General features: G+C 65.7%; 24 protein-coding genes. 18 read left to right on the top strand and 6 right to left on the bottom strand.

Features of this window, described 5'->3' with window-relative positions; genetic code table 11:
* Positions 1-139 precede the first annotated feature (139 nt).
* Together ligD and ku are read right to left on the bottom strand one after the other, a co-directional pair.
* Positions 140-2,548: a DNA ligase D gene (gene ligD / locus RM530_RS17140; protein WP_311366482.1), complete on the bottom strand. Its 2,409-nt coding sequence runs from the start codon at positions 2,546-2,548 to the stop codon at positions 140-142.
* Complete coding sequence (ku, locus tag RM530_RS17135) at positions 2,545-3,447, bottom strand: non-homologous end joining protein Ku (protein WP_311366481.1); 903 nt, start codon at positions 3,445-3,447, stop codon at positions 2,545-2,547. The genes ligD and ku overlap by 4 nt, the downstream gene beginning before the upstream one ends.
* Before the next feature lie 235 nt (positions 3,448-3,682).
* Between ku and RM530_RS17130 the strand changes: the two genes are divergently transcribed.
* Genes RM530_RS17130 through RM530_RS17075 form a run of 12 tightly spaced genes read left to right on the top strand, consistent with a single transcriptional unit; the run spans position 3,683 to position 15,475 of the window.
* Complete coding sequence (locus RM530_RS17130; RefSeq protein ID WP_311366480.1) at positions 3,683-4,306, top strand: cytochrome c3 family protein; 624 nt, start codon at positions 3,683-3,685, stop codon at positions 4,304-4,306.
* Positions 4,307-4,311: 5 nt separating this feature from the next.
* Complete coding sequence (locus tag RM530_RS17125; RefSeq protein WP_311366479.1) at positions 4,312-7,230, top strand: Fe-S cluster-containing hydrogenase; 2,919 nt, start codon at positions 4,312-4,314, stop codon at positions 7,228-7,230.
* The gene (gene nrfD, locus RM530_RS17120; protein WP_311366478.1) at positions 7,227-8,585 is read left to right on the top strand and encodes an NrfD/PsrC family molybdoenzyme membrane anchor subunit; all 1,359 of its coding nucleotides are present in this window, start codon (positions 7,227-7,229) and stop codon (positions 8,583-8,585) included. The genes RM530_RS17125 and nrfD overlap by 4 nt, the downstream gene beginning before the upstream one ends.
* The gene (locus RM530_RS17115; protein WP_311366477.1) at positions 8,582-9,115 is read left to right on the top strand and encodes a DUF3341 domain-containing protein; all 534 of its coding nucleotides are present in this window, start codon (positions 8,582-8,584) and stop codon (positions 9,113-9,115) included. Before nrfD ends, RM530_RS17115 begins: the two co-directional genes overlap by 4 nt.
* Positions 9,112-9,756 carry a c-type cytochrome gene (locus RM530_RS17110; RefSeq protein ID WP_311366476.1) on the top strand — a complete coding sequence of 215 codons (645 nt, stop codon included), beginning with the start codon at positions 9,112-9,114 and terminating at the stop codon, positions 9,754-9,756. The genes RM530_RS17115 and RM530_RS17110 overlap by 4 nt, the downstream gene beginning before the upstream one ends.
* Positions 9,753-10,787, top strand: a complete 1,035-nt coding sequence (locus tag RM530_RS17105; RefSeq protein WP_311366475.1) for a hypothetical protein — start codon at positions 9,753-9,755, stop codon at positions 10,785-10,787. Before RM530_RS17110 ends, RM530_RS17105 begins: the two co-directional genes overlap by 4 nt.
* Positions 10,784-11,158 (top strand): hypothetical protein, encoded by a 375-nt coding sequence (locus RM530_RS17100; RefSeq protein WP_311366474.1) that lies wholly within the window; start codon positions 10,784-10,786, stop codon positions 11,156-11,158. Before RM530_RS17105 ends, RM530_RS17100 begins: the two co-directional genes overlap by 4 nt.
* Positions 11,155-11,964, top strand: a complete 810-nt coding sequence (locus RM530_RS17095) for an SCO family protein (RefSeq protein WP_311366473.1) — start codon at positions 11,155-11,157, stop codon at positions 11,962-11,964. Before RM530_RS17100 ends, RM530_RS17095 begins: the two co-directional genes overlap by 4 nt.
* Entirely contained in the window at positions 11,961-12,929 is a 969-nt protein-coding gene (gene coxB / locus RM530_RS17090; RefSeq protein ID WP_311366472.1) for a cytochrome c oxidase subunit II, read from the top strand. The genes RM530_RS17095 and coxB overlap by 4 nt, the downstream gene beginning before the upstream one ends.
* Positions 12,916-14,541: a cytochrome c oxidase subunit I gene (ctaD, locus tag RM530_RS17085; RefSeq protein ID WP_311366471.1), complete on the top strand. Its 1,626-nt coding sequence runs from the start codon at positions 12,916-12,918 to the stop codon at positions 14,539-14,541. The genes coxB and ctaD overlap by 14 nt, the downstream gene beginning before the upstream one ends.
* A complete protein-coding gene (locus tag RM530_RS17080; RefSeq protein ID WP_311366470.1) occupies positions 14,538-15,179 on the top strand; it encodes a cytochrome c oxidase subunit 3 in 642 nt (213 codons plus the stop codon). The genes ctaD and RM530_RS17080 overlap by 4 nt, the downstream gene beginning before the upstream one ends.
* Positions 15,176-15,475 carry a cytochrome C oxidase subunit IV family protein gene (locus tag RM530_RS17075; RefSeq protein WP_311366469.1) on the top strand — a complete coding sequence of 100 codons (300 nt, stop codon included), beginning with the start codon at positions 15,176-15,178 and terminating at the stop codon, positions 15,473-15,475. Before RM530_RS17080 ends, RM530_RS17075 begins: the two co-directional genes overlap by 4 nt.
* Positions 15,476-15,737: 262 nt before the next feature.
* On the opposite strand, the gene RM530_RS17070 is transcribed toward RM530_RS17075, so the two are convergent.
* Together RM530_RS17070 and RM530_RS17065 are read right to left on the bottom strand one after the other, a co-directional pair.
* Positions 15,738-16,628 (bottom strand): hypothetical protein, encoded by an 891-nt coding sequence (locus RM530_RS17070; protein ID WP_311366468.1) that lies wholly within the window; start codon positions 16,626-16,628, stop codon positions 15,738-15,740.
* 1 nt (position 16,629) lies between these two features.
* Positions 16,630-19,311: a TonB-dependent receptor gene (locus RM530_RS17065; RefSeq protein WP_311366467.1), complete on the bottom strand. Its 2,682-nt coding sequence runs from the start codon at positions 19,309-19,311 to the stop codon at positions 16,630-16,632.
* A 244-nt stretch (positions 19,312-19,555) separates the two neighbouring features.
* Between RM530_RS17065 and RM530_RS17060 the strand changes: the two genes are divergently transcribed.
* Both RM530_RS17060 and RM530_RS17055 read left to right on the top strand, forming a co-directional pair.
* On the top strand, positions 19,556-20,506 hold the full coding sequence (locus tag RM530_RS17060; RefSeq protein ID WP_311366466.1) for an ABC transporter ATP-binding protein: 951 nt from the start codon (positions 19,556-19,558) through the stop codon (positions 20,504-20,506).
* The gene (locus RM530_RS17055) at positions 20,503-21,267 is read left to right on the top strand and encodes an ABC transporter permease (protein WP_311366465.1); all 765 of its coding nucleotides are present in this window, start codon (positions 20,503-20,505) and stop codon (positions 21,265-21,267) included. The genes RM530_RS17060 and RM530_RS17055 overlap by 4 nt, the downstream gene beginning before the upstream one ends.
* A 167-nt stretch (positions 21,268-21,434) precedes the next feature.
* Here RM530_RS17055 and RM530_RS17050 read toward each other — a convergent pair whose 3' ends face one another.
* The gene (locus tag RM530_RS17050) at positions 21,435-21,563 is read right to left on the bottom strand and encodes a hypothetical protein (protein ID WP_311366464.1); all 129 of its coding nucleotides are present in this window, start codon (positions 21,561-21,563) and stop codon (positions 21,435-21,437) included.
* 166 nt (positions 21,564-21,729) lie between these two features.
* On the opposite strand from RM530_RS17050, the gene RM530_RS17045 reads away from it, so the two are divergent.
* On the top strand, positions 21,730-22,743 hold the full coding sequence (locus RM530_RS17045) for a M14 family zinc carboxypeptidase (RefSeq protein WP_311366463.1): 1,014 nt from the start codon (positions 21,730-21,732) through the stop codon (positions 22,741-22,743).
* The gene (locus RM530_RS17040) at positions 22,740-23,501 is read left to right on the top strand and encodes an alpha/beta fold hydrolase (RefSeq protein ID WP_311366462.1); all 762 of its coding nucleotides are present in this window, start codon (positions 22,740-22,742) and stop codon (positions 23,499-23,501) included. The genes RM530_RS17045 and RM530_RS17040 overlap by 4 nt, the downstream gene beginning before the upstream one ends.
* 77 nt (positions 23,502-23,578) lie before the next feature.
* Here the strand turns inward: RM530_RS17040 and RM530_RS17035 are convergent, their stop codons facing one another.
* Positions 23,579-23,794: a hypothetical protein gene (locus tag RM530_RS17035; protein ID WP_311366461.1), complete on the bottom strand. Its 216-nt coding sequence runs from the start codon at positions 23,792-23,794 to the stop codon at positions 23,579-23,581.
* Here RM530_RS17035 and dksA point away from each other — a divergent pair.
* Entirely contained in the window at positions 23,793-24,317 is a 525-nt protein-coding gene (dksA, locus tag RM530_RS17030; RefSeq protein ID WP_311366460.1) for an RNA polymerase-binding protein DksA, read from the top strand. The genes RM530_RS17035 and dksA overlap by 2 nt on opposite strands.
* Positions 24,318-24,674: 357 nt before the next feature.
* Positions 24,675-25,361: substrate-binding periplasmic protein (locus RM530_RS17025; RefSeq protein WP_311366459.1), on the top strand; the 687-nt coding region annotated here is incomplete at its 3' end.

The following is a 25,361-nucleotide window of genomic DNA, read 5'->3' as shown; positions in this document are numbered from 1 at the left end:
AGTACGCATCGGGTCGGCAGCGGGCTTGCATTGCGGATCCTTCAGGCGGGCAGAACTCCTGGAGCGCGGAACGCACCGACGCTTGCGAGATCGGCGTACTCGGTCTGAACCGAGGTGCCGCTGCGCATCCTGCGCTCGATCAATCCAACCGTTTCAGCGCGGCCGTCAAAGATTGGCGACAGCGGTCGAAACCATCCCAGGGATCGCGCTTGAGCCGCTTGAAGCGGCTCGGGGCAGATTGCGCGTCGTACTTCGCGGCGCTGTCTAGCCGACCAAGTTCGTCCCAGCGCAGCGGTACGGCCACCGGCGCGCCGGGCCGGGCGCGCAGCGAGTACGAGGCCACGCTGGTGGCGCCGCGGCTGTTGCGCAGATAGTCGATGAAGATGCGCTGGTTGCGCCTGGCCTTGCTGGCCACGTCGACGTAGCGATTCGGCTCGGCCTTCGCGCAGGCCGAAGCCAGTGCGTGTGCGAAATCCTTGGCCGCATCCCAGTCGGCGGCCGGCGACAGCGGTACCACCACGTGCAAGCCCTTGCCGCCAGTGGTGCGCACGAAGGATTCGAGGTTCAGGGACTTGAGGCGATCGCGCAACATGCGCGCAGCTTCGATCACCCGCTTGAATGGCAGATCGTTCGCCGGGTCCAGGTCGAACACCAGGCGGTCGCACTGGTCGGGCTTCTTCGCGGTGGCGCCCCAGGGATGGAACTCGATCGCGTTCATCTGCACCAGTTCCTCGATGCCCTCCACGCTGTCGACCATCAGGTAGTCGCTGCTGCCGTTCTTTTCCTCGATCGGTACGGTGTGCACATGCTCGCCCATGCCCTTGCCGCGATGCTTCTGGAAGAAATGCTCGCCTTCGATTCCGTCCGGGCAGCGCAGCACCGACAGCGGGCGGCCCGCGATCTCGGCCAGCAGCGGCTCGGCCATTTTTCGGTAGTAGTCGGCGACATCGGCCTTGCTCAGGCCGGCATCCGGAAACACCACGCGCTCGGGATGCGTCAGCTTGAGGTCGGCGACCTTGGCCACGGTCGGTTCAAGTTCGTTCACGGTCTTGTCCTCGCGCAGGGTCTTGAATGCGGCCTGGCGCAGCAGGCCGAGGCCGGCGATGTCACGGTAGCTGACTTCCGCGACCAGCTTCGGGCGCACCCAGACCGGCTTGCCGGTTTCGCGTTCGGCCAGGCTGGCCTCGCTGACCGGCGGGGTCTTGCGTTGCAGCTTCTTCAGTTTCGCGGACAGCGAGCTCAGCAGCTCGTCCGAAAAGCCGGTGCCGACGCGACCGACGTAGTGCCAGCCGCCGTCGGCATCCGGCTCGGCCAGCAGCAGCGCGCCGAAGCCGTGGCGACTGCCCTTGGGCTCGGTGTAGCCGACGATGGCGAACTCGTCCGAATTCTCGCGCTTGATCTTGCGCCAGTCATCGCCGCGCCCGGCGCGATAGGGACTGTCCGCACGTTTGCTGACGATGCCTTCGAGCCCGAACTTTTCGGCGGTGGCGAATACGGTGTCACCGTCGCCGGCGTGATGCTCGCTGTAGGCGAGCGCGCCGCGCGTCTTGCGCGACAGCAGCTTGTACAGGCGCCGCTTGCGCTCGCTCAGCGGCTGCTCGCGCAGGTCTTCCCCGTTCAGGCGCGGCAGGTCGAACAGCTGATAGCTGAGCGATGCCTTGGAGCGTCCGGCAAGACGGGTCTGCAAAGCGTTGAAGTCGCTGCGGCCGCGGCGCAGCACCACCAGTTCGCCGTCGAGTTCGGCATCTTCGGTGTCGAGTTTGCGCAGCGCCTCGACGATATCCGGCAGGCGCTCGGTCCAGTCCAGGCCGTTACGGGACCACAACCGTGGTTCGCCGTCGACGATGGTCGTCAGCAGCCGATAACCGTCCCACTTGGGTTCGTGCAGCCATTGCCGGCCCTCGGGCGGCGTACCCACAAGCTTGGCGAGCTGCGCTTCGAACGGCTTGGCCTTGCCGGCCGATTTCGCCGACGCGGATTGCCGCTTCGCTGTCCGCGTGGAGGCCTCGGGTTTGCCGGATCCGAGGTGTCCGCCGGCGTTGGTGAAATCATCCGCCTCGCGCGCGCCGGCGTAGCGGTCGCGCCGCTTGATCAGCAGCCACTGCGGCTGCTTGCCGTTCATGCGCGTACGCATGAGATCCCAGCCGCCATGCAGCATCCGACCGTCGAGTTCGAAACTGATATGGCCCTGGTCGAGCTGCTGCTGCGGATCGCCTTCGGGTGTCCAGTCGCCTTCGTCGAAGATCTCCACCTGGCCGGCGCCATAGTGGCCTTTCGGAATCTCGCCTTCGAAGCCGGCGTAGTCCAGCGGATGATCCTCCACCTGCACGGCCAGACGCTTGGTATCGGGGTCGAGGCTCGGCCCCTTGGGGATCGCCCAGCTCTTGAGTACCCCGTCCACCTCCAGGCGGAAGTCGTAGTGACGGCTGCTGGCATGATGCAACTGCACCACGAAACGCGGTCGACCGCTGCGCCGCGCACTCTTATGGCCGGCACGCGGTTCCGGCGTGCCTTCCCGACGCTTTTCGCGATAGGTCTGGATGCTCATGCCGACTTGCTCCTTGCGGACTTGGACGATTTCCTGCTCGCGGCCTTCTTGCGCGTGCTGCGGCGACGAGTGTTGCCACGACTGCTGCGTCCCGCCGGCTTGTCGCGGTTCTTCGACTTGAGGCTGTCGCGCAGCAAGGCCATGAAGTCCTCGTCGTTGCCGGACGGCGGTGCTTCTTCCTCGATGTCTCCGGGCTCGGCTTCGCCCTCGTCCTTGACGCGCTTCTCGACCAGATTGCGTAGTCGCTCGCGGAAGTCGTCGTGAAACTCGTCGGGCTGCCATGCGCTGCTCATGGAGTCGATCAGCTGCGCCGCCATGTCGATTTCCTTGCGCGTCAGCTTGAAGTCCGAAAGCTTGCCGGACGGAATCCGGTAGTCGCCCGGATCGACCAGCTCCTGCGGAAAACGCATCAGCATCAGCACCAGGGCATCGTCGTGCGGCATCAGCATTGCCAGGTGCTGGCGCGTGCGGATCACCACCTTGGCGATGCCGACGCGCCCGGTCTTCTTCAGCGTTTCGCGCAGCAGCACGTAGGGCTTGTCGGCCTTGCGATCCGGCGTCAACAGGTAGGGCTTGTCGAAATAACGCGGGTCGATCGCCTCGCGTTCGACGAAGGTTTCCAGATCGATGGTCTGGGTCGCCTCGGGCGCTGCCTTCTTGATGGCATCCGAATCGATCACCGTGTAGCTGCCCTTCTTGTACTCGAAGGCCTTGACCACGTCCTTCCAGGCGACTTCCCGCCCGGTCTCGGAATTCACGCGCTCGTAACGGATCGGGCGTTTGTCACGCGAGTCGAGCATGCGGAAATGCAAATCGACGCTGCGCTCGCCCGTGTACAGGCGGATCGGCACATGCAGCAGGCCGAAGGAGATGGTTCCGGTCCAGATCGGTCTGGCCATATTGCCCTCATCTTCAGGTGGACGTTGTCGGGGCGCAGTCTCGAACCTTATCGCCGCCTGACTGAATCGGTGTCGAACAGGCGCGCTCGCGCCACTGCCGGCCGCGCTCCGGAGGACCATTCAGGCGAGGCCAAGCTAGCCTGACTAGGGTGAAGTTTCGTTTGAGGTTCCGACCAGCTTACGGTCGCCACCAGAGAGGGAGTAAGGGGATTTGGCCCAGCCCTTTGGCCGACACATGGATTTCGTCGCACGCCTGGTCGGGCTGGGCGTGATCGTGCTGGCTGCAGGCGTGTTCTGGATCTGGCGTACCGCGACCGCCGCGCCGCATCCGCCCGGCTCCGTTGTCGAGCAGCCCATCCCCTTCAGCCATAAGCACCACGTCGGCGACGATGGAATCGACTGCCGCTACTGCCACGCCAGCGTCGAAACCGCCGCCACCGCCGGCCTGCCCTCGGTCGAGGTGTGCATGAGCTGTCACTCGCAGCTATATACCGACCAGCCGGCGCTGCGGCCGCTGATCGAGGCCTGGCAATCCGGGCAGGGCTTGCGCTGGAATCGCGTTCACGACCTGCCGGACTTCGCCTACTTCGACCACAGCGTGCACGTGAACAACGGCGTCGGCTGCGTCAGCTGCCACGGCCGCGTCGACGAGATGCCGCTGACCTGGCGCCATGCCTCGCTGGACATGCAGTGGTGTCTGGATTGTCACCGCGACCCGGCCCAGGCCTTGCGGCCGCGCGACAAGGTGTTCGATCTCGCCTGGCAGCCGGCGGACCAGCGCGCCACCGGCACGGCGCTGATCGCCGCCTACCACGTTCCGATGGGACAACTGACGGAGTGCTCCACGTGCCATCGCTGAACCGCATGGACGAACTGCGTCGGCTGCTGGCGGATCTGCGCGGCCCGGCGCTGTGGCAGCGGCTCGACCAGCTTGCCGAGCACCGCGCCCTGCGTGAACTGGTCGAACAGCAGTTCCCGCATCTGTCGCAGGCGCCGGCCATGGACCGGCGCGGCTTCCTGCGCTTTGCCGCGGCGGCGGTCGGCAGCGCCGGACTGAGCGCCTGCAGCGGCCCGCCACCGGAACAGATCGTGCCGCAGCAGCGGCTGCCGGAAAGGGCGGTGCCCGGCAAGCCGGTGTTCTACGCCAGCACGCTGAGCCATGCCGGCAGCGGCATCGGCGTACTGGTGGAAACCCACGGCCACCGTCCGACCAAGATCGAGGGCAACCCCGGCCACCCGTCCAGCCTCGGCGCCACCGGCATCCACGCCCAGGCGGCGATCATGGATCTGTGGGACCCGGATCGTTCGCCAATGATTCTGCGCGGCGGCACGGAGGTCGGCGCCTGGAACGGCGTACTCGCCGAGTTCGCGAAGATCCGGCAAGCCGGCGGCGACGGCCTGCGCCTGCTGACGCCCAGCATCGCCTCGCCGACGCTGCGCGCGCAGATCGAAACGCTGCAGGCCCAACTGCCCGGCGCACGCTGGCACCGACATGACGCGGTGGACCTGAGCGCGCCGGTCGAAGGCGCGCGCATCGCCTTCGGCCAGGCCTTGCAGCCCAAATATCGCCTGGACCGCGCGCAGCTCGTCGCGCTGTTCGACACCGACCTGCTGGCACAGGGGCCGGGCCATCTGCGCCACGCGCGGGACTTCGCCAAGCGCCGCGAACCGCCGCAGATGAATCGCCTCTACGTGGCCGAACCCAGCCCCACACCCAGTGGCAGTCTCGCCGATCACCGTTTGCCGATCGGCGGTGAACGGGTCGCCGAGCTGCTGCGCCTGCTCGCCGCCAAACTGGGAATCGGCGACACCGGAGCCACACTCGGCCCGACAGCCGAGCGCTGGATCGCGGTGCTGGCCGAGGACCTGCGCGCAGCGGGCCCGGCCGCGCTCGTCGCCGCCGGACCGGCGCAGCCGCCGTCTGTGCACGCCCTGGTCTGGGCGATCAACCATCGCCTCGGCGCAGTCGGCCAAACCCTGCAGTTCATCGCGGCGCCGCGACAGGGCGAGTCCTACGCCACGCTGCTGTCGGACATGGAGGACGGCGAGGTCGAAACCCTGCTGATGCTGGACGTGAATCCGGCCTACGACGCGCCGCAATCCGCGCGGTTTTCCGAGGCACTACAAAGAATTCCGCGCAGCGTCCACAGCGGGCTCTACACCGACGAAACCGCGCGCCTGTCGCACTGGCACATCCCGCTGGCGCACGCGCTGGAATGCTGGTCGGACGCCGAAGCCCACGACGGCACCGCCAGCCTGCAGCAGCCAATGATCGCGCCGCTGTACGGTGCCCGCCCGGCCCACGAAATCCTCGCCGCCCTGCTCGGTGATCCGGGACCGCAGGCGCGCGACATCGTGCAGGCGCATTGGCGCCAGCGGCTCGGCGACGCCGGCTTCGACAGCCGTTGGCGCGACAGCCTGCGCCAGGGTCTGATCGACGGCACGGCGGCCGCCACGCTCCGCCCCGCGCTGCGCGAACTCGATCTGCAATGGCCGCCGCCCCTGCCCGGCCCGGTGCTCGAAATCCGCCCCGACCCCACGCTGTGGGACGGCCGCCAGGCCAACAATGCCTGGCTGCAGGAGCTGCCGAAGCCGATCGCGCTGAACACCTGGGGCAATCTCGCCTGGGTCGGTGCGCGCCTGGCGCAGCAATACGACATCGAAAGCGGCGACGTGCTGCGCCTGAGTACCAACGGCGCGCACATCGAGATTCCGGCCCTGGTGCTGGCCGGCCAGGCGGCGGACAGCATCACCGTGCATCTCGGCCACGGCCGCCGCGAGGCCGGGCGCATCGCCAGCGGCGTCGGCGTGGAAGTGACGGCGCTGCGGCCCGCCGACGGGGCCTGGCGCAGCGCGCCGCTGAAGATCGAAAAGACCGGCGAACGCCGCATGCTCTCGCGCGTGCAGACCCAGGACGGCATGGAAGGCCGCGAGCCTGTGCGCCGCGCCACGCTGGCCGAATACCGCCAACACGAAGGCGCGCTGATCGAGGACGAAACGCCGAAGCACAGCTTCTACGACGCGAATCCGCCGACCACGCGCGACCCCGGCAGACCGGCCTGGGGCATGAGCGTGGACCTCAACGCCTGCCTCGGCTGCATGAACTGCACGATCGCCTGCCAGTCCGAAAACAACATCCCCACCGTCGGCCCCGAACAGGTGGAACTCGGCCGCGCGATGCACTGGATCCGCGTGGACCGCTATTTCGAAGGCCCGGTCGAGACTCCGGAGATCCTGTCGCAGCCGGTGCCGTGCATGCACTGCGAGCACGCGCCCTGCGAGCTGGTGTGCCCGGTCGGCGCCACCGTGCACGACGACGAAGGGCTCAACGTGCAGGTCTACAACCGCTGCGTCGGCACGCGCTTCTGCGGCAACAACTGCCCCTACTCGGTGCGCCGCTTCAACTTCCTGCAGTACGCCGACCGCGACACCGAATCGCTGCGCGGCGGCCGCAATCCGGACGTGACCGTGCGCAGCCGCGGCGTCATGGAAAAATGCAGCTTCTGCATACAGCGCATTTCCGCGGCGCGCATCCAGGCCGAGAACGAGGGGCGCGCGATCGGCGACGGCGAGGTCGTCACCGCCTGCCAGTCCGCCTGCCCGACGCAGGCCATCACCTTCGGCAACATCGCCGATGCGGACAGCGCGGTCTCCCGGCAAAAGGCCTCGCCGCGCCACTACGATCTACTGGCCGAACTCAATACGCGGCCGCGCACCGGCTATCTCGCACGGCTGCGCAACCCCAATCCCGCACTCGAAACAAGCGGGGAGAACGAAGCGTGAACGGTGAAGGCTGGCTGGCACCCGGCACCACGCCGGGGGACGTCGATGCCCGCATCGCCCGTCCGGCGCTGGCGCCGCGCTTCGGCGCCGGCTGGCGCATCGGCCTGTCGGTCTCGCTGCTCGGCGTACTGGTGCTGCTGTTCACGGTGTCGGTGCTGGTCACGGTCGGCGTCGGCATCTGGGGCATCAATCGACCGGCCTACTGGGGCTTCGCTCTCGCCAACTACGTGTGGTGGATCGGCATCGGCATGGGCGGCACCTTCATCTCCACCGCGCTGTACCTGCTGCGCCAGCCCTGGCGCAATTCGCTGAGCCGCTACGCCGAAACCATGACCGTGTTCGCGGTCTGCGTCTCCGGCATCTTCCCGATTCTGCACCTCGGCCGGCCATGGTTCTTCTACTGGCTGTTTCCGTACCCGAACACGATGGACGTGTGGCCGCAGTGGCGCAGTTCGCTGTTCTGGGACTTCTGCGCGATCCTCGCCTACCTGCTGGTCTCGGTGCTGTTCTGGTACGTGTCGATGCTGCCGGACCTGGCCGCCTTGCGCGACCGCGCCGCCGGGCGAGTGCGCCGCGTCGTTTACGGCTTTGTCGCGCTGGGCTGGCAGGGCGAGGCGCGCGACTGGCAGCGGCTGGAAGCGCTGACGCGCATCATCGCCGCGCTCGGCGTGCCGCTGGTGTTCTCGGTGCACAGCATGGTCGCGCTGGACTTCTCGGAAGGCCTGCTCGCCGGCTGGCATACCACGATCTTCCCGCCATTCTTCGTCGCCGGCGCGCTGTTCTCCGGCTTCGCCATGGCCCTGGTCATCGGCGTGCCGCTGCGCAAGCGTTTCAGGCTCGAAGCCCTGATCACCGAACGCCATCTGGACCGACTCGCGTTGCTGCTGCTGTGCGGCGGCCTGGTGGTGGCTTATTGCTACGCCGCCGAAACCTTCATGGCCTACTACAGCATGGACGAGTACGAACTCGCGGTGACGCGGTTTCGTTTCACCGGCCTGTACGCGCCGGTCTACTGGGCCGCCATCATCTGCAACGTGCTCGCGATCCAGCCGCTGTGGTGGGCGCGCGTGCGCCGCAGCCCGCGCTGGCTGTTCTGGACCGGCCTGTCGGTGGTGTTCGGCATGTGGTGCGAGCGCATCATGCTGGTGCTGTCCAGCGAATACCGGCCGTTCCTGCCGGCCGCCTGGGGCCGCTTCATTCCCACGGTGTGGGACTGGGCGATGCTGGCCGGCTCGATCGGCCTGTTCATGACGATGCTGCTGTTGTTCGTGCGCTGGTTTCCGGTGGTGTCCATGCACGAAACCCGGCTGCTGGCCCACAAGTCCGCCCAGGAACCCATGGAGCCGCAGGCATGAGCGCCGGTCAGCCGGGACTGCTTGCCTGCTTCGACACGCCGCAAACGCTGCTGGGCGCGGTGCAGGCCGCCCGATCGCAAGGCCATCGCGGCCTGCGCGCCTGGACACCGTATCCGGTGGAGGGCCTCGCCGAAGCCCTGGCGCTGCCGCCCAGCCGTTTGCCGCTGGCGATGCTGCTCGGCGGTCTCGCTGGCGGCCTCGGCACGCTGGCCCTGCAGTACTACAGCGCCGTTATCGACTACCCCGTCAACATCGGCGGGCGGCCACTGGCGAGCTGGCCGGCCTTCGGCCCGCCGGCACTGGAAATGACGCTGCTGTGCGCCGGGCTGGTCGGGCTCCTCGGCCTGCTGCTGCGCTCGGGCCTGCCGCGCTGGCACCGGCCGGAATTCGACTGGGCGGGAATGGAACAGGCATCCTCCGATGCGTTTCTGTTGTGGCTGCCGCTCGATGACGAGAACGGCGAAGCCCTGCGCGATTGGCTGCTGAGCAAGGGGGCGCGGCACCTCAGTCGAGTCGGAGGCGATTCATGAACCGCCTGGACACGATCGACCGGCCGCGCAGCAAGGTCGGGCTGCTCGGAATGGTGCTCCTCGGCGGCCTGCTGGGGCCGGGTCTCGCCGGCTGCGAGAACGCCATGCAGGACATGTACGACCAGCCGCGCTACGAGCCTTACGAACCCAGCCCACTGTTCGACAACGGCAACTCGATGCAGGACCCGCAGCCGGGCACGGTCGCGATGGCCGCCGGCCGCGGTGCCGATGCCAGCGGCGCGCAGGCCGCAAGCGCGCAGCTGGAACCCTTGCCGCCACCCGATGCGAAAAACCCGCTGCCGCTGACGATGGCGGTGCTCGAACGCGGGCGCGAGCGCTACGAGGTCTATTGCGCGCCCTGCCACAGCCGCATCGGCGACGGCGATGGCTACATCACCCGCCGCGGTTTCCCGCAGCCGCCGAGCTTTCACCAGGATCGCCTGCGCCAGGCGCCGGACGCGCATTTCTATCAAGTCATCACCGGCGGCTACGGCGCGATGCTGCCGTACGCCGGCCGCCTCGCTCCACAGGATCGCTGGGCGATCATCCGCTACATCCGCGCGCTGCAACTCTCGCAGCACGCGCCGCTGCAACAGTTGCCGGACAAGGTTCGCGCCGAGGCGGAGGCGGCCCTGAAATGACGAAGACTGCGCCGCTCATCGCAGCCGTCGGCGTGCTTGCGCTGGCCAGCGTCGCCTTCGTCGAAACGCGCCAGGCGCCGGCCGCGGCGGGTTCCCTGCTGATGGCCTGCTGGCTGTTCGCGGGACTGGGCTTCGGCGCACTGGCCTTGCTGCTGCTGCACGATCTCACCGGCGGGGACTGGGGCTGGCCCCTGCGACCGGCCTTGCAGGCGACGGCGGCGACGCTGCCGCTGACGAGCGTCGCCACGCTGTTGTGGCTGCCGGCGCTTGATGCGCTCTACCCCTGGGCCAGGGCTGTCGACACGCCGCAGTCCTGGTATCTGAACGAGCCGTTCTTCATCGCCCGCGCGCTGCTGTTCCTGCTGAGCTGGAGCGCGCTCGCGCTGTGGGTGCAGCGCCCGCCGCCGGCGCGCCGACGCGGCCCGGTGCTGGCCCTGTTGTGGCTGGGCCTCAGCGGCAGCCTCGCCGGCATCGACTGGGCGATGTCGCTGACGCCGGAGCACCACGCCGCCGGTTTCGGTCTGCTGACGATCAGCGGCTGGGTGCTCGGCGCGATGGCGCTGGCGGTCGGTGCCTCGACCACTTCGGTCGAAAACGAAAGCATTCGAGCGGATCACGGCGCCTGGCTGCTGATGCTGCTGTTGCTGTGGGCCTATCTGGCCTACATGGACTATCTGACGGCCTGGATCGGCGACCAGCCTTCGGCGCTGGCCTGGTACTGGCCGCGCGTCGGCACCGAATGGTCCCGGTGGATGCTGGCCGGCGTGGCGCTGCGCGTACTGCTGCCGTTCTGCCTGTTGCTGGACAGCCGCGCACGCCGCAACCCGCGCGTGCTGGCCTTGTGCGCGGCGCTGCTGCTGGCGGCGCAGTTCATGGAGGCGGTGCTCATGGTCCTGCCGAGTCTGCGTAGCTCCGGACCGCTTTGGTACTGGAGCGACCTGCTCGCCGTGCTCGGGCTCGGCCTGCTGTTCGGCAGCGCTTTCGATTTCCTGCGACGGCGCCGCACGAGAATCGCCGGAGAACCGGCATGAACAAAGCCGCAAACGCTGCCGCTTCCGGACACGAGCCCGAAAACCTTTCCATCAAGCGGGTCTGCGTGATCATCGGCGGCGTCTTCGGCGGGCTGATCGCGCTGAGCCTGATCAGCCTGTCGATCTGGCAAGGCCTGTTCGAATACGCGGACAACAAGTCGCCCGCGACGCCCGTGGCCATCCCGCCTGCGCCGCGTCTGCAAGCTCGACCGCTGCCCGACTACCGGCAGTACGAGGCGCACAAGCAACAGCAGCTCGATACGTATGCCTGGGACGACCGCGGCCAAGGTGTCGCGCGCATTCCGGTGTCGGCGGCGATGCAGGTGTTGGCCCGCGACGCGCAGGGCGCCGCGAATGGCGGTACCGAATGAGGGCGCTGCTGGCCTTGGCCATGCTGGTGGCGGCGTGTGCCGTCGCCGCGCAGCCCCCCGTGGTCGACATCGACGCCGTGCGCTTCAGTCCGCAAGCCGGCGCCCGGGTTCCGGCCGATATCGCATTGCGCGATGCGGATGGTCGGGCGTTCCATCTGGGCGAACGCTACGGCGACAAGCCGCTGGTGCTGATGCTGGGCTACTACCATTGCCCCAATCTTTGTGGCGCGGTCTGGGCCGGACTGGCCTCGGCGGTCAGCGAGATCGACCGCCGGCCCGGCCGCGACTTCGAACTGCTGGTCGCCAGCATCGACCCGGACGAAGGCCCCGCCGACGCGCGCCAGCGTCGCGCCGCGCTGGCCGACAGCTTCGACCGGGCCGGCGTCCCGCAGTGGCACTTCGCCACCGGCGACGAAACCCAGATCCGGCGTCTGGCGCGGGCGGTGGGCTACGGCTACCGCCATGACCCGCAACAGCGTCAGTACGCACACGCCGCCGGCGTCCTGGTCCTTGACACCACGGGCCGCATTGCGCGCTATCTGGCCGGCGTGCAGTTCGATCCGCAGACCCTCAAGCTCGGCATCGTCGACGCGGCATTGACACAGCCCGACGGTCGCGGCGGTGTCCTGCAGGCTTTCGCCGACCAGGTCTTGCTGCTCTGCTATCACTACGATCCTTCGAGCGGCCGCTACACCTCGCGCATCAATCGCATACTCCAGATCGCCGGTGTGGCATCGGTACTTGCCCTGGGCGGTTTGATCGCCTGGCTGCTGCGGCGGACGTCGACTGACGAGGGTGCCGCATGATCGGCTTCGACCGGCTCATTACCGGCGCTTCGAACATCGCCGACGACGTCGATGCGATGTTCTTCGCGATGGTGGCGCTGTGCGGCTTCGTCCTGCTGGCGGTGACGGTCACGCTGGTTCTCTTCTCGGTGCGCTACCGGCGCGGCAGCAAGGCCGACCGCAGCGGTGACCATTCCCGCCATCTCGGCGCGGAACTGACCTGGACGATCGTGCCCGGCGTGCTGTTCATCGGCATCTTCGCCTGGAGCATCGGTCTGTTCGCGAAGATCCAGACCATGCCCAAGGAGGCGACCAGCATTCACGTGGTTGCCAAGCAGTGGATGTGGAAAGTGCAGCACGCCGATGGCCGGCGCGAAGTCAATCAGCTGCACATTCCGGTCGGCAAGCCAGTGCGTTTGACGATGACCTCGCAGGACGTGATTCACAGCTTCTTCGTGCCGGCCTTCCGCATCAAACAGGACGTCTTGCCGAACCGCTATACGCAGATGTGGTTCAAGCCGGAGAGGACGGGGGAATTCAGGCTTTACTGCGCCGAATTCTGCGGCACCGACCACGCGCTCATGCGCGGCCGCATCGTGGTGATGGAGCCCGCCGCCTATGCCCTGTGGGCGGACGCCGGCGGTACCGACAGCCTTGCCCATCAAGGCGAGGCGCTGTTCCGCCAGCTTGGCTGCAGTGGTTGCCATGGACCCGCCGCCACCGTGCACGCGCCGGACCTGGCCGGGCTTTACGGCAAGCCCGTTCCCCTGAGCGACGGCAGCACCGTGACCGCCGATGCCCGCTATCTCCGAGACAGCATTCTGCTGCCGAGCAAACAGGTGGCCGCCGGCTACCCGGACATCATGCCGACGTTCCAGAACCAGATCGACGAGGAAGACGTGATCGCGCTGACCGCCTACATACAGTCGCTGGACCCGAACCCGGACCCGGACCCGCGCCAGGAGACCGTTGATGCCCCACGCTGACAGCCCGGCCTCGTTCCTGGATACACCCACCGGCTTTCGCAGCTGGCTGCTGACGCACGACCACAAGCGCATCGGCATCCTGTACGCGATCGCGATCACCGCGTTCTTCTTCGTCGGCGGCGCCGCGGCGGTGCTGATCCGCACCGAACTGGCCACGCCGCAGGGCGACGTCCTTACGGCCGACGGCTACAACGAGGCCTTCACCGTGCACGGCGTGGTCATGGTCTGGTTCTTCCTGATCCCGTCGATCCCCAGCGTGCTCGGCAATATCCTGCTGCCGCTGATGCTCGGCGCCCGGGACCTCGCGTTCCCGCGCCTGAACCTGGCGAGCTGGTACCTCTACGCGCTCGGCGGCATCTTCACCATTGCCTGCCTGATCGCCGGCGGCGCCGATACCGGCTGGACCTTCTACACGCCGTTCTCGACGCTGTTCTCGAACTCCAATGTGCTGCTGGTCGTGGTCGGCGTGTTCATCGTCGGGTTTTCGTCGATCCTCACCGGCCTCAACTTCATCGTCACGATCCACCGCATGCGCGCGCCCGGCATGCACTGGTTCCGCATGCCGCTGTTCGCCTGGACGATGTACGCCACCAGCCTGGTGATGATCCTGGCGACGCCGGTGCTGTCGATGACGCTGGTGCTGATCGGCCTGGAGCGCGTGTTCGGCGTCGGCATCTTCGATCCGGCGCTGGGCGGCGACCCGCTGCTGTTCCAGCACCTGTTCTGGTTCTACTCGCACCCGGCGGTCTACATCATGGTGCTGCCGGCGATGGGCGTGGTCTCGGAGATCATTCCCTGCTTCGTGCGCAAGCGCATCTTCGGCTACCGCTTCATGATCTATTCGATCATGGCCATCGCCATCGTCGGCTTCTTCGTCTGGGGCCACCACATGTTCGTGTCCGGCCAGTCGATGTACGCCGGCATCGTGTTCTCGCTGCTGAGCTTCGTCGTCGCCATCCCCAGCGCGATCAAGGTCTTCAACTGGACCGCCACGCTGTACAAGGGCAGCATTACCTTCGAGGCGCCGATGCTCTACGCGCTCGGCTTCGTCGGCCTGTTCCTGCTCGGCGGGCTCACCGGCCTGTTCCTCGCCGCCACCGCGCTGGACGTGCACCTCACCGACACCTATTTCGTGGTCGCCCACTTCCACTACATCATGGTCGGCGGCGCCGTCATGGCCTACATGGGCGGCATCCATTTCTGGTGGCCCAAGGTCACCGGCCGGCTTTATCCTGAAGCCTGGGCGCGCTTCGCCGCGATCCTGATGTTCTTCGGCTTCAACTTCACCTTCCTGCCGCAGTTCGTGCTCGGATTTCTCGGCATGCCGCGGCGCTACCACAGCTACGACCCGGAATTCGGCCTGCTCAACGCGTTTTCCTCCGGCGGCGCGGCCGTGCTCGCCACCGCCTACCTGCTGCCGCTGGGCTACCTGAGCTGGTCGCTGTTCTACGGCGCGCGGTCGCCGGCCAATCCCTGGGCCGCGACCGGGCTGGAATGGCAGACCAGCTCACCGCCGCCGACGCACAACTTTCTGGAAACGCCGCGTGTCGACGGCGGCCCCTACGAGTACAGCCCGTCACAGGCCGAAGCCGAAGCGGAGGCTCGAGCATGAGCCGCGCCGTCTCCCCGGCCGAGCAGTTCGACGACATCGAACAGCAGTCCGGCGCCGCCACCTTCGGCATGTGGGTGTTCCTGGCCACGGAGGTGCTGTTCTTCGGCGTGCTGTTCGCTGCCTATGCCTACTGCCGCGTGCAGGACCCGCAAGGTTTCGTGCTCGCCAGCCGCCATACCGATCTGCTGCTGGGCGGTATCGAAAGCGTGATCCTGCTGCTCAGCGCCGCTGCGGCCGCCTGGGCCACGGCGCTGCTGCGCCGCGATGAAAACCGTGCCAGCGCAGCGTTGCTGTGGTGCGCCGCCGGACTCGGCGCGCTGTTCATGGCGCTGCATCTCTACGAATACTGGAAGGACTACGGCGAAGGCCTGGTGCCCGGCCTGCGCTTCACCTACACCGGGCTGCACGCGCAGACCGTGGAACGCTTCTACGCGCTGTACTACGCAATGACGCTGGTCCACCTGCTGCACCTGCTGATCGGCATCGTGCTGCTCGCGTTCTACGCGCGCGAGGTGCGGCGACAGCGCATCGGCGCGGCCTATGCAAGCCCGGTGATGTGCGTGGCGCTGTACTGGGATTTCGTGGACATGGTCTGGATCTTCCTGTTCCCGATGCTCTACCTGCTGGATCGCTCATGAACCGGGAAACGCTACGTGCCGGCCGCCTGCCCGCATTCATGCTGCTCGCGCAGCTTGTGCTGCTGGGCTTCAACCTGCTCAGTGCGCATGCCGGCCTCGGCCATCTGCATACGGTGTTCTCCATCGCCATCCCGGTACTGATGGCCGGCATCGTCATGATCTGGGCGATGCACCTGCGCCAGCGCTCCGGCGTGGTCCGTCTGACGGCACTGCTCGGCTTCGCCTTCTGGGCGGTGCTGGCGGCCCTGACCCTGGCCGATCAACTTGCCCGGGTCCCGGTTCCTCCGCCTTGGTAAAGCCACTCGATCTGAACTTGTGTCCATCCTCTGTGGCCAGCTCTAAACGAGGCCGGGCACTGGGCATATTCATGCTCGGATTGCCACTCGGGGCAGCCGCAGCCTTTGCCGGGGCCGGGGCCGGGACCGGGCAGCTGGCGCACACTTTGGTTGGCGTGCCTCATTCCTTTTTGCCGCTGTACCGGGCTTGTTGGTGGCGGTCCTGGCCAGGTTTCTGAGAGTCTGAGAGCCGGCCGCTCGCGGATTAGCGGAATAGGCGACTTCATCGCGCGGAAAATCGTGTTGCGTCCTCCGGCAGCGTCGCGATGTCCGGAAGCGCGATGCGGCGCACGCGTTTGCGTCGGCGGTCGATGCTGTAAATCTCGCGGGCATCGCCCGGCGCCCAGCAGAAAGCCTGCCCTTCGGCTTCGAGCGAGATCGTGGCCAAGTGAATCAGGGTAGGCCCCATGTTGGGCTTGGCTACGACATACATCTCCGGCCGGTCGTGCCCCAGCAGGTACAGCAGGCCGTCGGGTCCGATCGCGCCGCCGGACGCGGCATGCGGCGCCATCCGTTGCAGGACCGATTCCGGCATCAGCCAGCCGCCGTTGCGGCGCCACTGCTCGTCGAAGCGGACCACGCTGGCGTAACGATGGTCCTTGAACCCGGAGCCGCCATTGCCATCGTAATGGGCAAAGCCGGCAATCCAGCCTGCACCGAGGCGTCCGAACCAGGTGAGCGAACCTTCGTCCATCAAGCCCAGGCTGTGGCTGCCGGCATGTCGCATGCTCGTAGTGTCGAAACGTTCGACCGAAGACCCCATGGGGGTCAAGGAATAGTTCGAGTTGGCGCACCACAGCGTGGTGCCTTCGACAAAGCAGCTGTTGAGATGGCGGATCAGACCCTTCGCCGGCCCGGCCCAACGTGTAACGAGCGCTCCGCTGTCGATGGCGTACTGCGCGATCACGGTATTGTCGATCGCATAGAAGTGGGTGGCATCGGCGGCGACACCCTGATCCGCTTCCGGCGCGTCGTAGACCTGCACGGTCTTGGCCTGGAGTTCGACGACACGCGGCGCGACATAGTCCGGAACCGTGAACGGTTCCGGACCTGCGGCTGCGGCGAGTGGGCCGGATAGACTCAGCAATACGGCGACAGTCGTGCGCAGCTTCATCTCAAAAACCCAGATTGACGCCAAGGTAGACCGAACGGCCGACGTATTCGTATTCCGTGGCCTGGCGCTCGCGGCCGCCCTGGAACTCGCTGGTCGGCTCGTTGTTGAGGTTGACCCCTTCGACAAAGAGCTTGAGCTGCTCGGTCACCGCATAGGACAGCTTGGCATCCCAGCGGCCGAACTCGCCCTGGTCGAGGTTTGCGTTCGGATCGTCCAGGTTCAGTTCCGTGGGGTAGCTGTCGTTGTAGGTGTAGCTGACGGAAGCGTCGAAGGCACGCTTTTGGTAGAACGCGGTGAACGAATAGGAGCGCTTCGGTTGTTGCTGCAGCGGTGTCTTGACGCCATTGATTTTGGTTTCGCCATCCAGCCAGGTGATGTTGACCGCCAGACCCAGGCCGTCGAACGGTGACGCCAGGAAGTCGAACTGCGTCTGGCCGTTGAGTTCCAGGCCCTTGAGGTAGGACGAGCCGCCGTTGACGGTGGTGTCCACGGTCAGCTCGGTGAGTTCGCTGGTATCGACCGCGCCACCGAGACCGTGCGCGGCGAAGCCGGCTTCGATGTCCTCGGGCGTGGTGTAGCGCTCGGACAGGCTGACGAGTTCGTCCTCGATATCCTTGTAGAACACGGCGGCGGACAGCAAGGTCAGCGCGTTCGGGTACCACTCGGCCGACAAATCATAGGCCCAGGCTTTACGCGCTTCCAGATCGGGGTTGCCGACCGACAGCTCGCCGAATCCGGTGTCCTCGGAGTAGCTGGCCCGGGGTGCGATGGTGTCGTAGTCCGGACGGCCCAGCGCGCGCGTGATGGCCGCACGCAGGATGACGGTTTCGCTGGGCCGGTAGTTGAGCAGCAGCGCCGGCAGCCATTCGATGTAGTCGCCGCCGTCGTCGACGCTGCGGGCTTCCCCGTCATCGAGCAGGTAACCGCTGCTGTCCACGTCCGTGGATTCCACGCGCACACCACCGATGATCTGGGTGCGGCCGATCTCGGTCACGCCCATCACATAACCGGCCAGTATGGTTTCGGTGAGATCGTAGTCGGACGAATATTCCTCGGTGAAGGTATCGCCCTCGTTGAGTTCGAAGTAGCCGGCATTCGCCGGATCGTCGAAGAAACGGTTCATCGCGGCGATGTCCATCCAGATGTTCGGAACGTCGCCGGCATCGGTGTCATTGGTGAACGCGCCGTTGGTGAAGTCCGGCGAGGTGCCGAGCGTCAGCTGCTGGTCTCCGGCGTTCCAGCGTGTCTCCGAGGCGTCCAGCTTTCGGTCGGTCTGGGAGGCCTTGAGCCCCGCCTTGAAGTAGCTCAGTGCATCGCGGTCCCAGCGCAGGTCCAGCTGGCCGATCAGGGTGTCTTCCTCGGCGCTGAGGTCATAGAAGCGCGCGCGACGGAAGTCGATGAGATCCGGGTCCTGGCGGTCCGGTGCGCCGGCGTCCGGCGTGATCGTGACAATGCCGTCCCCGTTGATGCCCCAGTGATTGGGCCCGAACTGCTTGGCTGAGCGGAATTCCCAGTAGTCGTTGGGTTCGTCGATCTCGTTGTGGTTGGACTGTACGAGGTAGTTGAGGGTATAGGCACCCTTGCGGTTCTCGCCGCCCGCCGCGAACGACGAGAGCGTCTTGCTGATGTCTTCCAGGCGAATGTTCGGCGAGACGCGCTCGCCGCCGGAGGTGCCGGAGGTCTCGCTGTCCGGCATCACGTCTTCGGTGAGGCTTTCCTGATAGCGGTTGCGATGCTGGAACTCGTCCCAGGTCGCGTAGAAGCCGCGCACGAAATAGCTGGAGCTGTCGTTGGGCCGCAGTTCCAGGGCACCGTTGACGTTGAGCCGCTCGCGGCCGATGACGTAGTAGTTGTTCTTGACCTGCACCGGCAAGGGCACACCGTAGTCGTCCGCCCAGTCGTCCTGGTAGATGCCTTGCGCGATGTATTCGCGGTCCGAATACGAGGCACCCAGCAGCCAGCCCAGGCGACGGTCGGCGAGCTTGCCCGATGCCGTGGCCTCCAGCGCATAGGGATCTTCTCCGCCATAGGCTTCGTCGCGCGGGCTGATGTCCTCGAAGCCGTAGCGCGCGGTGGCGTAGCCGTAGAAATCGTCTTCGCGATCGAACGGCATCTTGGTCTGTACGTTAACAGTGCCACCGATGCCCTGGGCATCCATGTCCGGGGTCGGCGTCTTGATCACCTGCACGCCGCCGAGCACGCCGCCGGAAATGATGTCCAGCGGGGCGTTGCGACCACCATTCTCGGCTTCCGGCGAGCCCATCTGCACGCCGTTGATGGTGACATTGTTGAGCGAGGGGTTGATGCCGCGGATCTGTACGTAGCGCCCCTCGCCCTTTTCGACGAGCATCGACACACCCGGCATGCGGTTGAGCGATTCCCCGATGTTCTTGTCCGGCAGCTGCCCCAGTTCATCGACGCCCAGCGCGTCGACCACGCCGAGTGCATCCTGCTTCTCCGCAATGGCTCGCGAACGTGCCAGCGCGGTGCCGGTAACAACCGTCGAGCCGAGATCGGCATCCTTTTCCACGGCCACGGCACTGGCATCGCCGCTGGCGTCAACAACCGCGCTGCCCGAGCTTTCGCCGGCTTGTTGGGCCCAAGCAGCAGACGAGCCGAGGCTCAAGGCCATTGCGAACGCGCACAAAAATGGCGACGCCGCCAGCTTGGAATCTTGTGACATCAATGTTCCCCGAAAAATGAGTATCGAACGCGGCGCTGCGGCGCTGCGGCGCGCTGCGGCGGTCGGACCTTACTCGGCGTTCGGGAAGGTTTTATGAAATCGTCCCACCGCGCTGCGCGGTCGGCATCGGCGCGTCTGCGGCTGAGCAATCGGCTAAGCTTTCGCGCCGAGCGTGAACTGGCCGGCTCGGTCGCCATGCTCCGGCGTCGCCGGCTTCATAACCGCCAGACTCACTCCAGACAAAATGACAAACCGTTCCGCTTCACCGGCGCAGACGCCGATCATTTCGGTGGCCGGCGTATCCAAGACCTACGCCTCCGGTCATGTCGCCCTGAAACAGATCGACCTGGACATCCAGCCCGGCGAAATCTTCGCGCTGCTGGGCCCCAATGGGGCCGGCAAGACCACGCTGATCGGCATCATCTGCGGCATCGTCAAGACCTCGACCGGCAGCATTACTGCCGATGGCTTTGATATCGAGCGGGATTATCGCGCCGCGCGGGCACGCATCGGCCTGGTGCCGCAGGAACTGGCGACCGACGCCTTCGAGAAAGTCTGGGACACCGTGAGCTTCAGCCGCGGCCTGTTCGGCCTGCCGGCCAATCCGGCGTATCTGGAGAAAGTGCTGCGCGACCTGTCGCTATGGGACAAGCGCAAGTCCAGGATCATCACCCTGTCCGGCGGCATGAAGCGCCGCGTGATGATCGCCAAGGCGCTGTCGCACGAACCGCGCATCCTGTTTCTGGACGAGCCCACCGCCGGCGTCGACGTGGAACTGCGGCGTGACATGTGGGCGATGGTGCGTCAACTCCGCCAAAGCGGCGTCACGATCATCCTCACCACGCACTACATCGAGGAAGCCGAACAGATGGCGGACCGCATCGGCGTCATCAACCGCGGCGAGCTGATACTGGTGGAAGACAAGGCCAAGCTCATGGACAAGCTCGGCAAGAAAGAGCTGAGTCTGCAATTGCCGAGTCCGATCGATGCCCTGCCCTCCGCCCTATCTGAACAGTCCGTGGCGCTGTCGGACGACGGCCGCCGCATCGTCTACACCTTCGACACGCATAGCGAAAACACAGGCATTCCCGCGCTACTGCGTCAGCTCGACGAGCTGGGCATCGACTACACGGATCTGCAGACGCGGCAAAGCTCGCTGGAGGACATTTTCGTCAGCCTGGTGACTGAGCGATGATCAATTTCTACGCGGTTCGCGCGATCTACCATTTCGAAATGTCCCGCACCTTCCGCACCCTGATGCAGAGCATCGCGTCACCGGTGATTTCCACATCCTTGTACTTCGTCGTGTTCGGTTCCGCGATCGGCTCGCGCATGACCGAAATCGACGGCATCAGCTACGGTGCGTTCATCGTGCCCGGCCTGATCATGTTGTCGATCCTGACCGAGAGCATTTCCAACGCCTCGTTCGGCATCTACATGCCGAGGTTCTCAGGCACGATCTACGAGGTGCTGTCGGCGCCGGTCTCGGCCTTCGAGATCCTGCTCGGCTACGTCGGAGCGGCGGCCAGCAAGTCGGTGCTGCTCGGCCTGCTGATGATGCTCACGGCGCGGCTGTTCGTCTCCTTCGAGATCGCCCACCCGATCTGGATGCTGTCGTTCCTGGTGCTGACCTCGCTGACCTTCAGCCTGTTCGGCTTCATCATCGGCATCTGGGCCGATGGTTTCGAGAAGCTGCAGGTGGTGCCGATGCTGATCGTTACGCCGCTGGTGTTCCTCGGCGGCAGCTTCTATTCGATCAGCATGCTGCCCCCCTTGTGGCAGAAGATCACGCTGTTCAATCCGGTGGTGTACCTGGTCAGCGGCTTTCGCTGGAGCTTCTATGGCATCTCGGACGTCAGCGTCGCTGTGAGTCTGGGCATGACCGCGCTGTTCATGCTGCTGTGCCTGGGTGGCATCTGGCTGATCTTCCGTACCGGCTATCGCCTCAAGAACTGACGCCCCCGCCCTTGGTGCGCACGACTTCGGAAATGTAGACTCGAAGCTGTAGCTGCAGGCATCCACAGGTCTGCGCGACATGAGAGTATTCAGCGACGGGGCTGCATTCGTTGCTGAATGGGCCGCCAGGTGGCGCCGGCTGCCGGGCCGGCGTTCGCGTCAGCGGCTCAGTTGGCCGCGTGCGTGCGGTTGATCGCCTGCGAGCGACGTAGCGCGACGAATTCGCGGACGCCCAGCAACATCGCGCCGCCGATGATCAGCGGCTGGATCGTGAGTTTGCGAACGATTCGGTCCATTTTCGCCTCCTGCAAGAGACAGTGGCCCAAGGGCCGTCAAACCGCAGCCTATCTCGTGCAGATGACCGTGCCATGTCATCCCGATGACAATGCGCCGCGCAGACCCCGTACTGCAACATTGCGTCAATACACTAAGCCGCTGAATTCACGAATCAAATGAATAAGAGTGAGCCGCCCCCTAGCCGAACTGAGCGAACTGCAGGCGCTGATCAAGGAAGGTCAACCCTATCTTGATGCGAAGGTCCTGTGTGAGGTGGACGCTGCTGGAGAATCGTTGCCGGTACTGGCGCTGTATCTGGGGAATCCCTCACCGAATGTTCCGGTGGTCGGCTTCTTCGGGGGCGTACACGGCCTGGAGCGCATCGGCGCCGAAGTGGTCATCGCCTTCGTGCGGCATCTGGTCAAGCGTCTGCGCTGGGACAACGTGCTGCACGAACAGCTGCGCGAATTGCGGCTGGTGTTCATGCCGGTGGTCAACCCCGGCGGACTGCGCCTGGGCACGCGCGCCAACCCCTCGGGCGTGGACCTGATGCGCAATGCGCCTGTGGATGCCAGTGAACGAGTGCCGTATCTACTCGGTGGTCAGCGGATCAGCGCCAGCCTGCCGTGGTATCGCGGCCCCAAGGATGCCCCGATGCAGGCCGAAAGCGCGGCCCTGTGTGCGTTGGCTGAAGCCGAATTGCTGGGGCGGCCGTTCAGTCTCGCCGTGGACTGTCATTCCGGCTTCGGGGTACAGGACCGCATCTGGTTTCCGTATGCGCATACCCGCAGACCGGTCGAGCATCTGCCGGAGCTGCATGCCCTGCGCATGATCTTCGAACAGACGCATGCTCATCACATGTACGTATTCGAGCCGCAAAGCCATCAGTACCTGACACATGGCGATATCTGGGACCATCTCTATCGCGGTGTCGAGGCCGAGCCTTCGCGCGTGTTTCTGCCCTTGACGCTGGAAATGGGATCCTGGCTGTGGGTCAAGAAAAACCCGCGACAGCTGTTTTCCCGACACGGTATGTTCAATCCGCTGATCGGCCATCGCCAGCATCGCGTGATGCGTCGACACATCGCGCTGCTCGATTTCTTCACGCGCGCGGCCAGCAGCTACTCACGCTGGTTGCCCAGAGCCGACGAACGCGAATCGCATCGCGAACAGGCCCTGGCGCGCTGGTATCGGCGATGAAGGCCAGACAGTCCCCGTGGATACTGCTGCGCGGGCTGACGCGTGACAGCCACCATTGGGCCGATTTCCCTCGCCTGCTGGCCGAACAGGATGCGGGGCCGCCGCCGCTGATGCTGGACCTGCCCGGAAACGGGCGACTGAACCACGAGCCGAGCCCGACCCGAATCGAGCATATGGCCCAGTACTGTCGCGCCGAGATGCGGCGCCGTGGCGTCGAGCCACCGTATCGACTGCTTGCCGTATCCCTGGGCGGCATGGTGGCAACGGCCTGGGCGGCCTTGGCACCGACCGAGATCGCGAGCTGTGCGCTGATCAACACCAGCATGCGGCCGTTCAGCCCCGCGCCCCACCGATTGCGCCCCGCAGCCTGGAGCGCAGTGCTACGCATGGCGCTGGCACCGCCCGCCGATCGCGATTGCGAACGCATGATCCTGAAACTGACCAGTAACCGACCGATTGACGACGCTCTGCTGGACGATTGGACGGACTGGCGCGGCCATTATCCGGTCAGCCGCGGTAATGCGCTGAGGCAATTGTTGGCGGCGGCGCGTTATCGCGCGCCCGCGAGGCCGCCTGCGACCCGTTGGATCGTCATCGGCAGTCGCGGCGATCGTTTGGTCGACCCGCGCTGTTCAAGAGCCCTGGCGCTGGCCTGGGACTGCCCTGTGCTGGAACATCCGGACGCAGGCCACGATCTCACGCTGGACGACGGGGCCTGGGTCGCGCGACAACTCACGCAATGGTCGAAAACGGCCTGAGGCAAGGCCTGTGGCGCCTCAGGGGCAGTTCGACAGACCCTATGCGCGGTTCCGACAGCGTCCTCCATGAATTGACCCTAACAAGGGCGCAGTGTATAAGGCGCGACTTCCTTTGATGGGACCACCCGGCTCAGGGTGCCTTGATTGTCCATGTCCAAGAATGTGCCGAACGGCAGCGCGGTTTCGGAAGATGTCTCCGGCACCGTGAAGACCACAAGCGGAACCGCCAGTTCGCGGCGCCGTACCATCGCCGCTGCGGCACCTTCAAGACCAACCAAAGCCAAGAAATCCATGCCCAATTCCGTGTCTGACCGTTCCACCGCCCCCAAGAAGGCCCGCGCGGCCGCTGCCGCAAAGTCAGGAAGTGCGGCCAAGACCGCCAAGGCGTTCAAAGCCGTTGCCGGCCAGCCGCTGACCGAGCAGGACATTCGCAGGATGTCCGATGCGGACTATATGAGCGAACCGCAACTCCAGTACTTTCGCGACCTGCTGTTGCAGCAGCGCAAGGAAGTGCTCGATCGCCAGACCGAAGTCAAGGAACGCCTCCACCAGCGCGAAACCTTCGCCGATCCTGCGGACCGTGCCACGGCCGAGGAAGAGCACTGGCTGGATCTGCGTCTGCGTGAGCGTGAATCGCTGCTGCTGCGCAAGATCGACGAATCCCTGCGCCGCATTGCCGAAAAGGAATACGGCTACTGCGAGGTGACTGGCGAAGCAATCGGCATTCCGCGTCTGCTGGCCCGCCCCACCGCCACCGTGTGCGTGGACGTGAAAGGCCAGAACGAGCAGATCGAAGCACAGTATCGCGATCGCTGAGTTCCAAGCCCTGCGCATCGACGAAGGCCGCAGCAACGCTGCGGCCTTTTTGCTGGCCATCATTCATGGAAGCGAATGGATTCGGGGGCAGGCCTGCGCTTGTCCGGGACGACGGGAAGCGCATCGGGCCGCAATGGCCCTTGGACCTGCCCCAATCCGCTTTCCGGAGATTTCCGGTCAGCGAACGGCCGGCATCTGTCGGAAACCCCGAGGAGCAAGCATTCGCGGACCGGCGGCATCGAAGTCTGTGGACGCGCGCGGCGTGCCCTGCGGATCTTGGGTGTTGCCGATTTTGGGTCTACACTGCTCGCGCTCCGTCGCATCAGATGTCACATAACCAATAGAGAGGAGAGCGCGATGGGTATCACGAGCAAAAGTCTCGGGCTTGTTGCAGTGCTGTGCGCAGCGGCCTGTCACCAACAACCGCAATCGGTCGCAACGGCCACGGCCCCTCAGAAAACCGCCGTCGCCGAACCTTGCAAGCTCAAGGTCGGCTGGGATCCCTGGGAACCGTATCAATACGAAACGGCGGACGGACAGATTGCCGGACTCGACGTGGAACTGGTGCGCGAACTGGCCGATACCGCCGGTTGCAGTCTGAATTTCGTGCAAGGCAACTGGGCGGACCACCTCGCAGCGATCAAAACCGGCGATATCGATCTTCTGCTGGCGGCGACACCCAACAGTCAGCGTGAGCCGTTCGCGATCTTTTCGGAGCCCTATCGCGACGAAAACATGGCAATGTTCGTTCGCAGCGACAAGCTGGAGGAACTGGGCGATCAGTCGCTGGCCGAACTCCTTGCCAAGGGCAAGCGCGTCGCGGTAACCGACGGCTACTTCTACGGCCCTGAAGTCGCCGAGATGATGATCGCCGACGACACCGCCGGCGCCTTCGTCCGCTCGCGCATCGTCGAGGCCGGCTACGCCCGTCTGGTCGACGGCCAGGTCGACGTCCTGCTGGACGACCCGGTGGTGGCCGCTTCGGTACTGCGCCGCAAAGGCTGGAGCGACGCGGTGGCGCGGCATCCCGGACAGGTCCACGAT

The organism is Banduia mediterranea, assembly GCF_031846245.1.
GTDB lineage: Bacteria > Pseudomonadota > Gammaproteobacteria > Nevskiales > Nevskiaceae > Banduia > Banduia mediterranea.
Note: the sequence above shows the minus strand (reverse complement) of the source record. Positions and strands in the feature narration are given on the sequence as shown.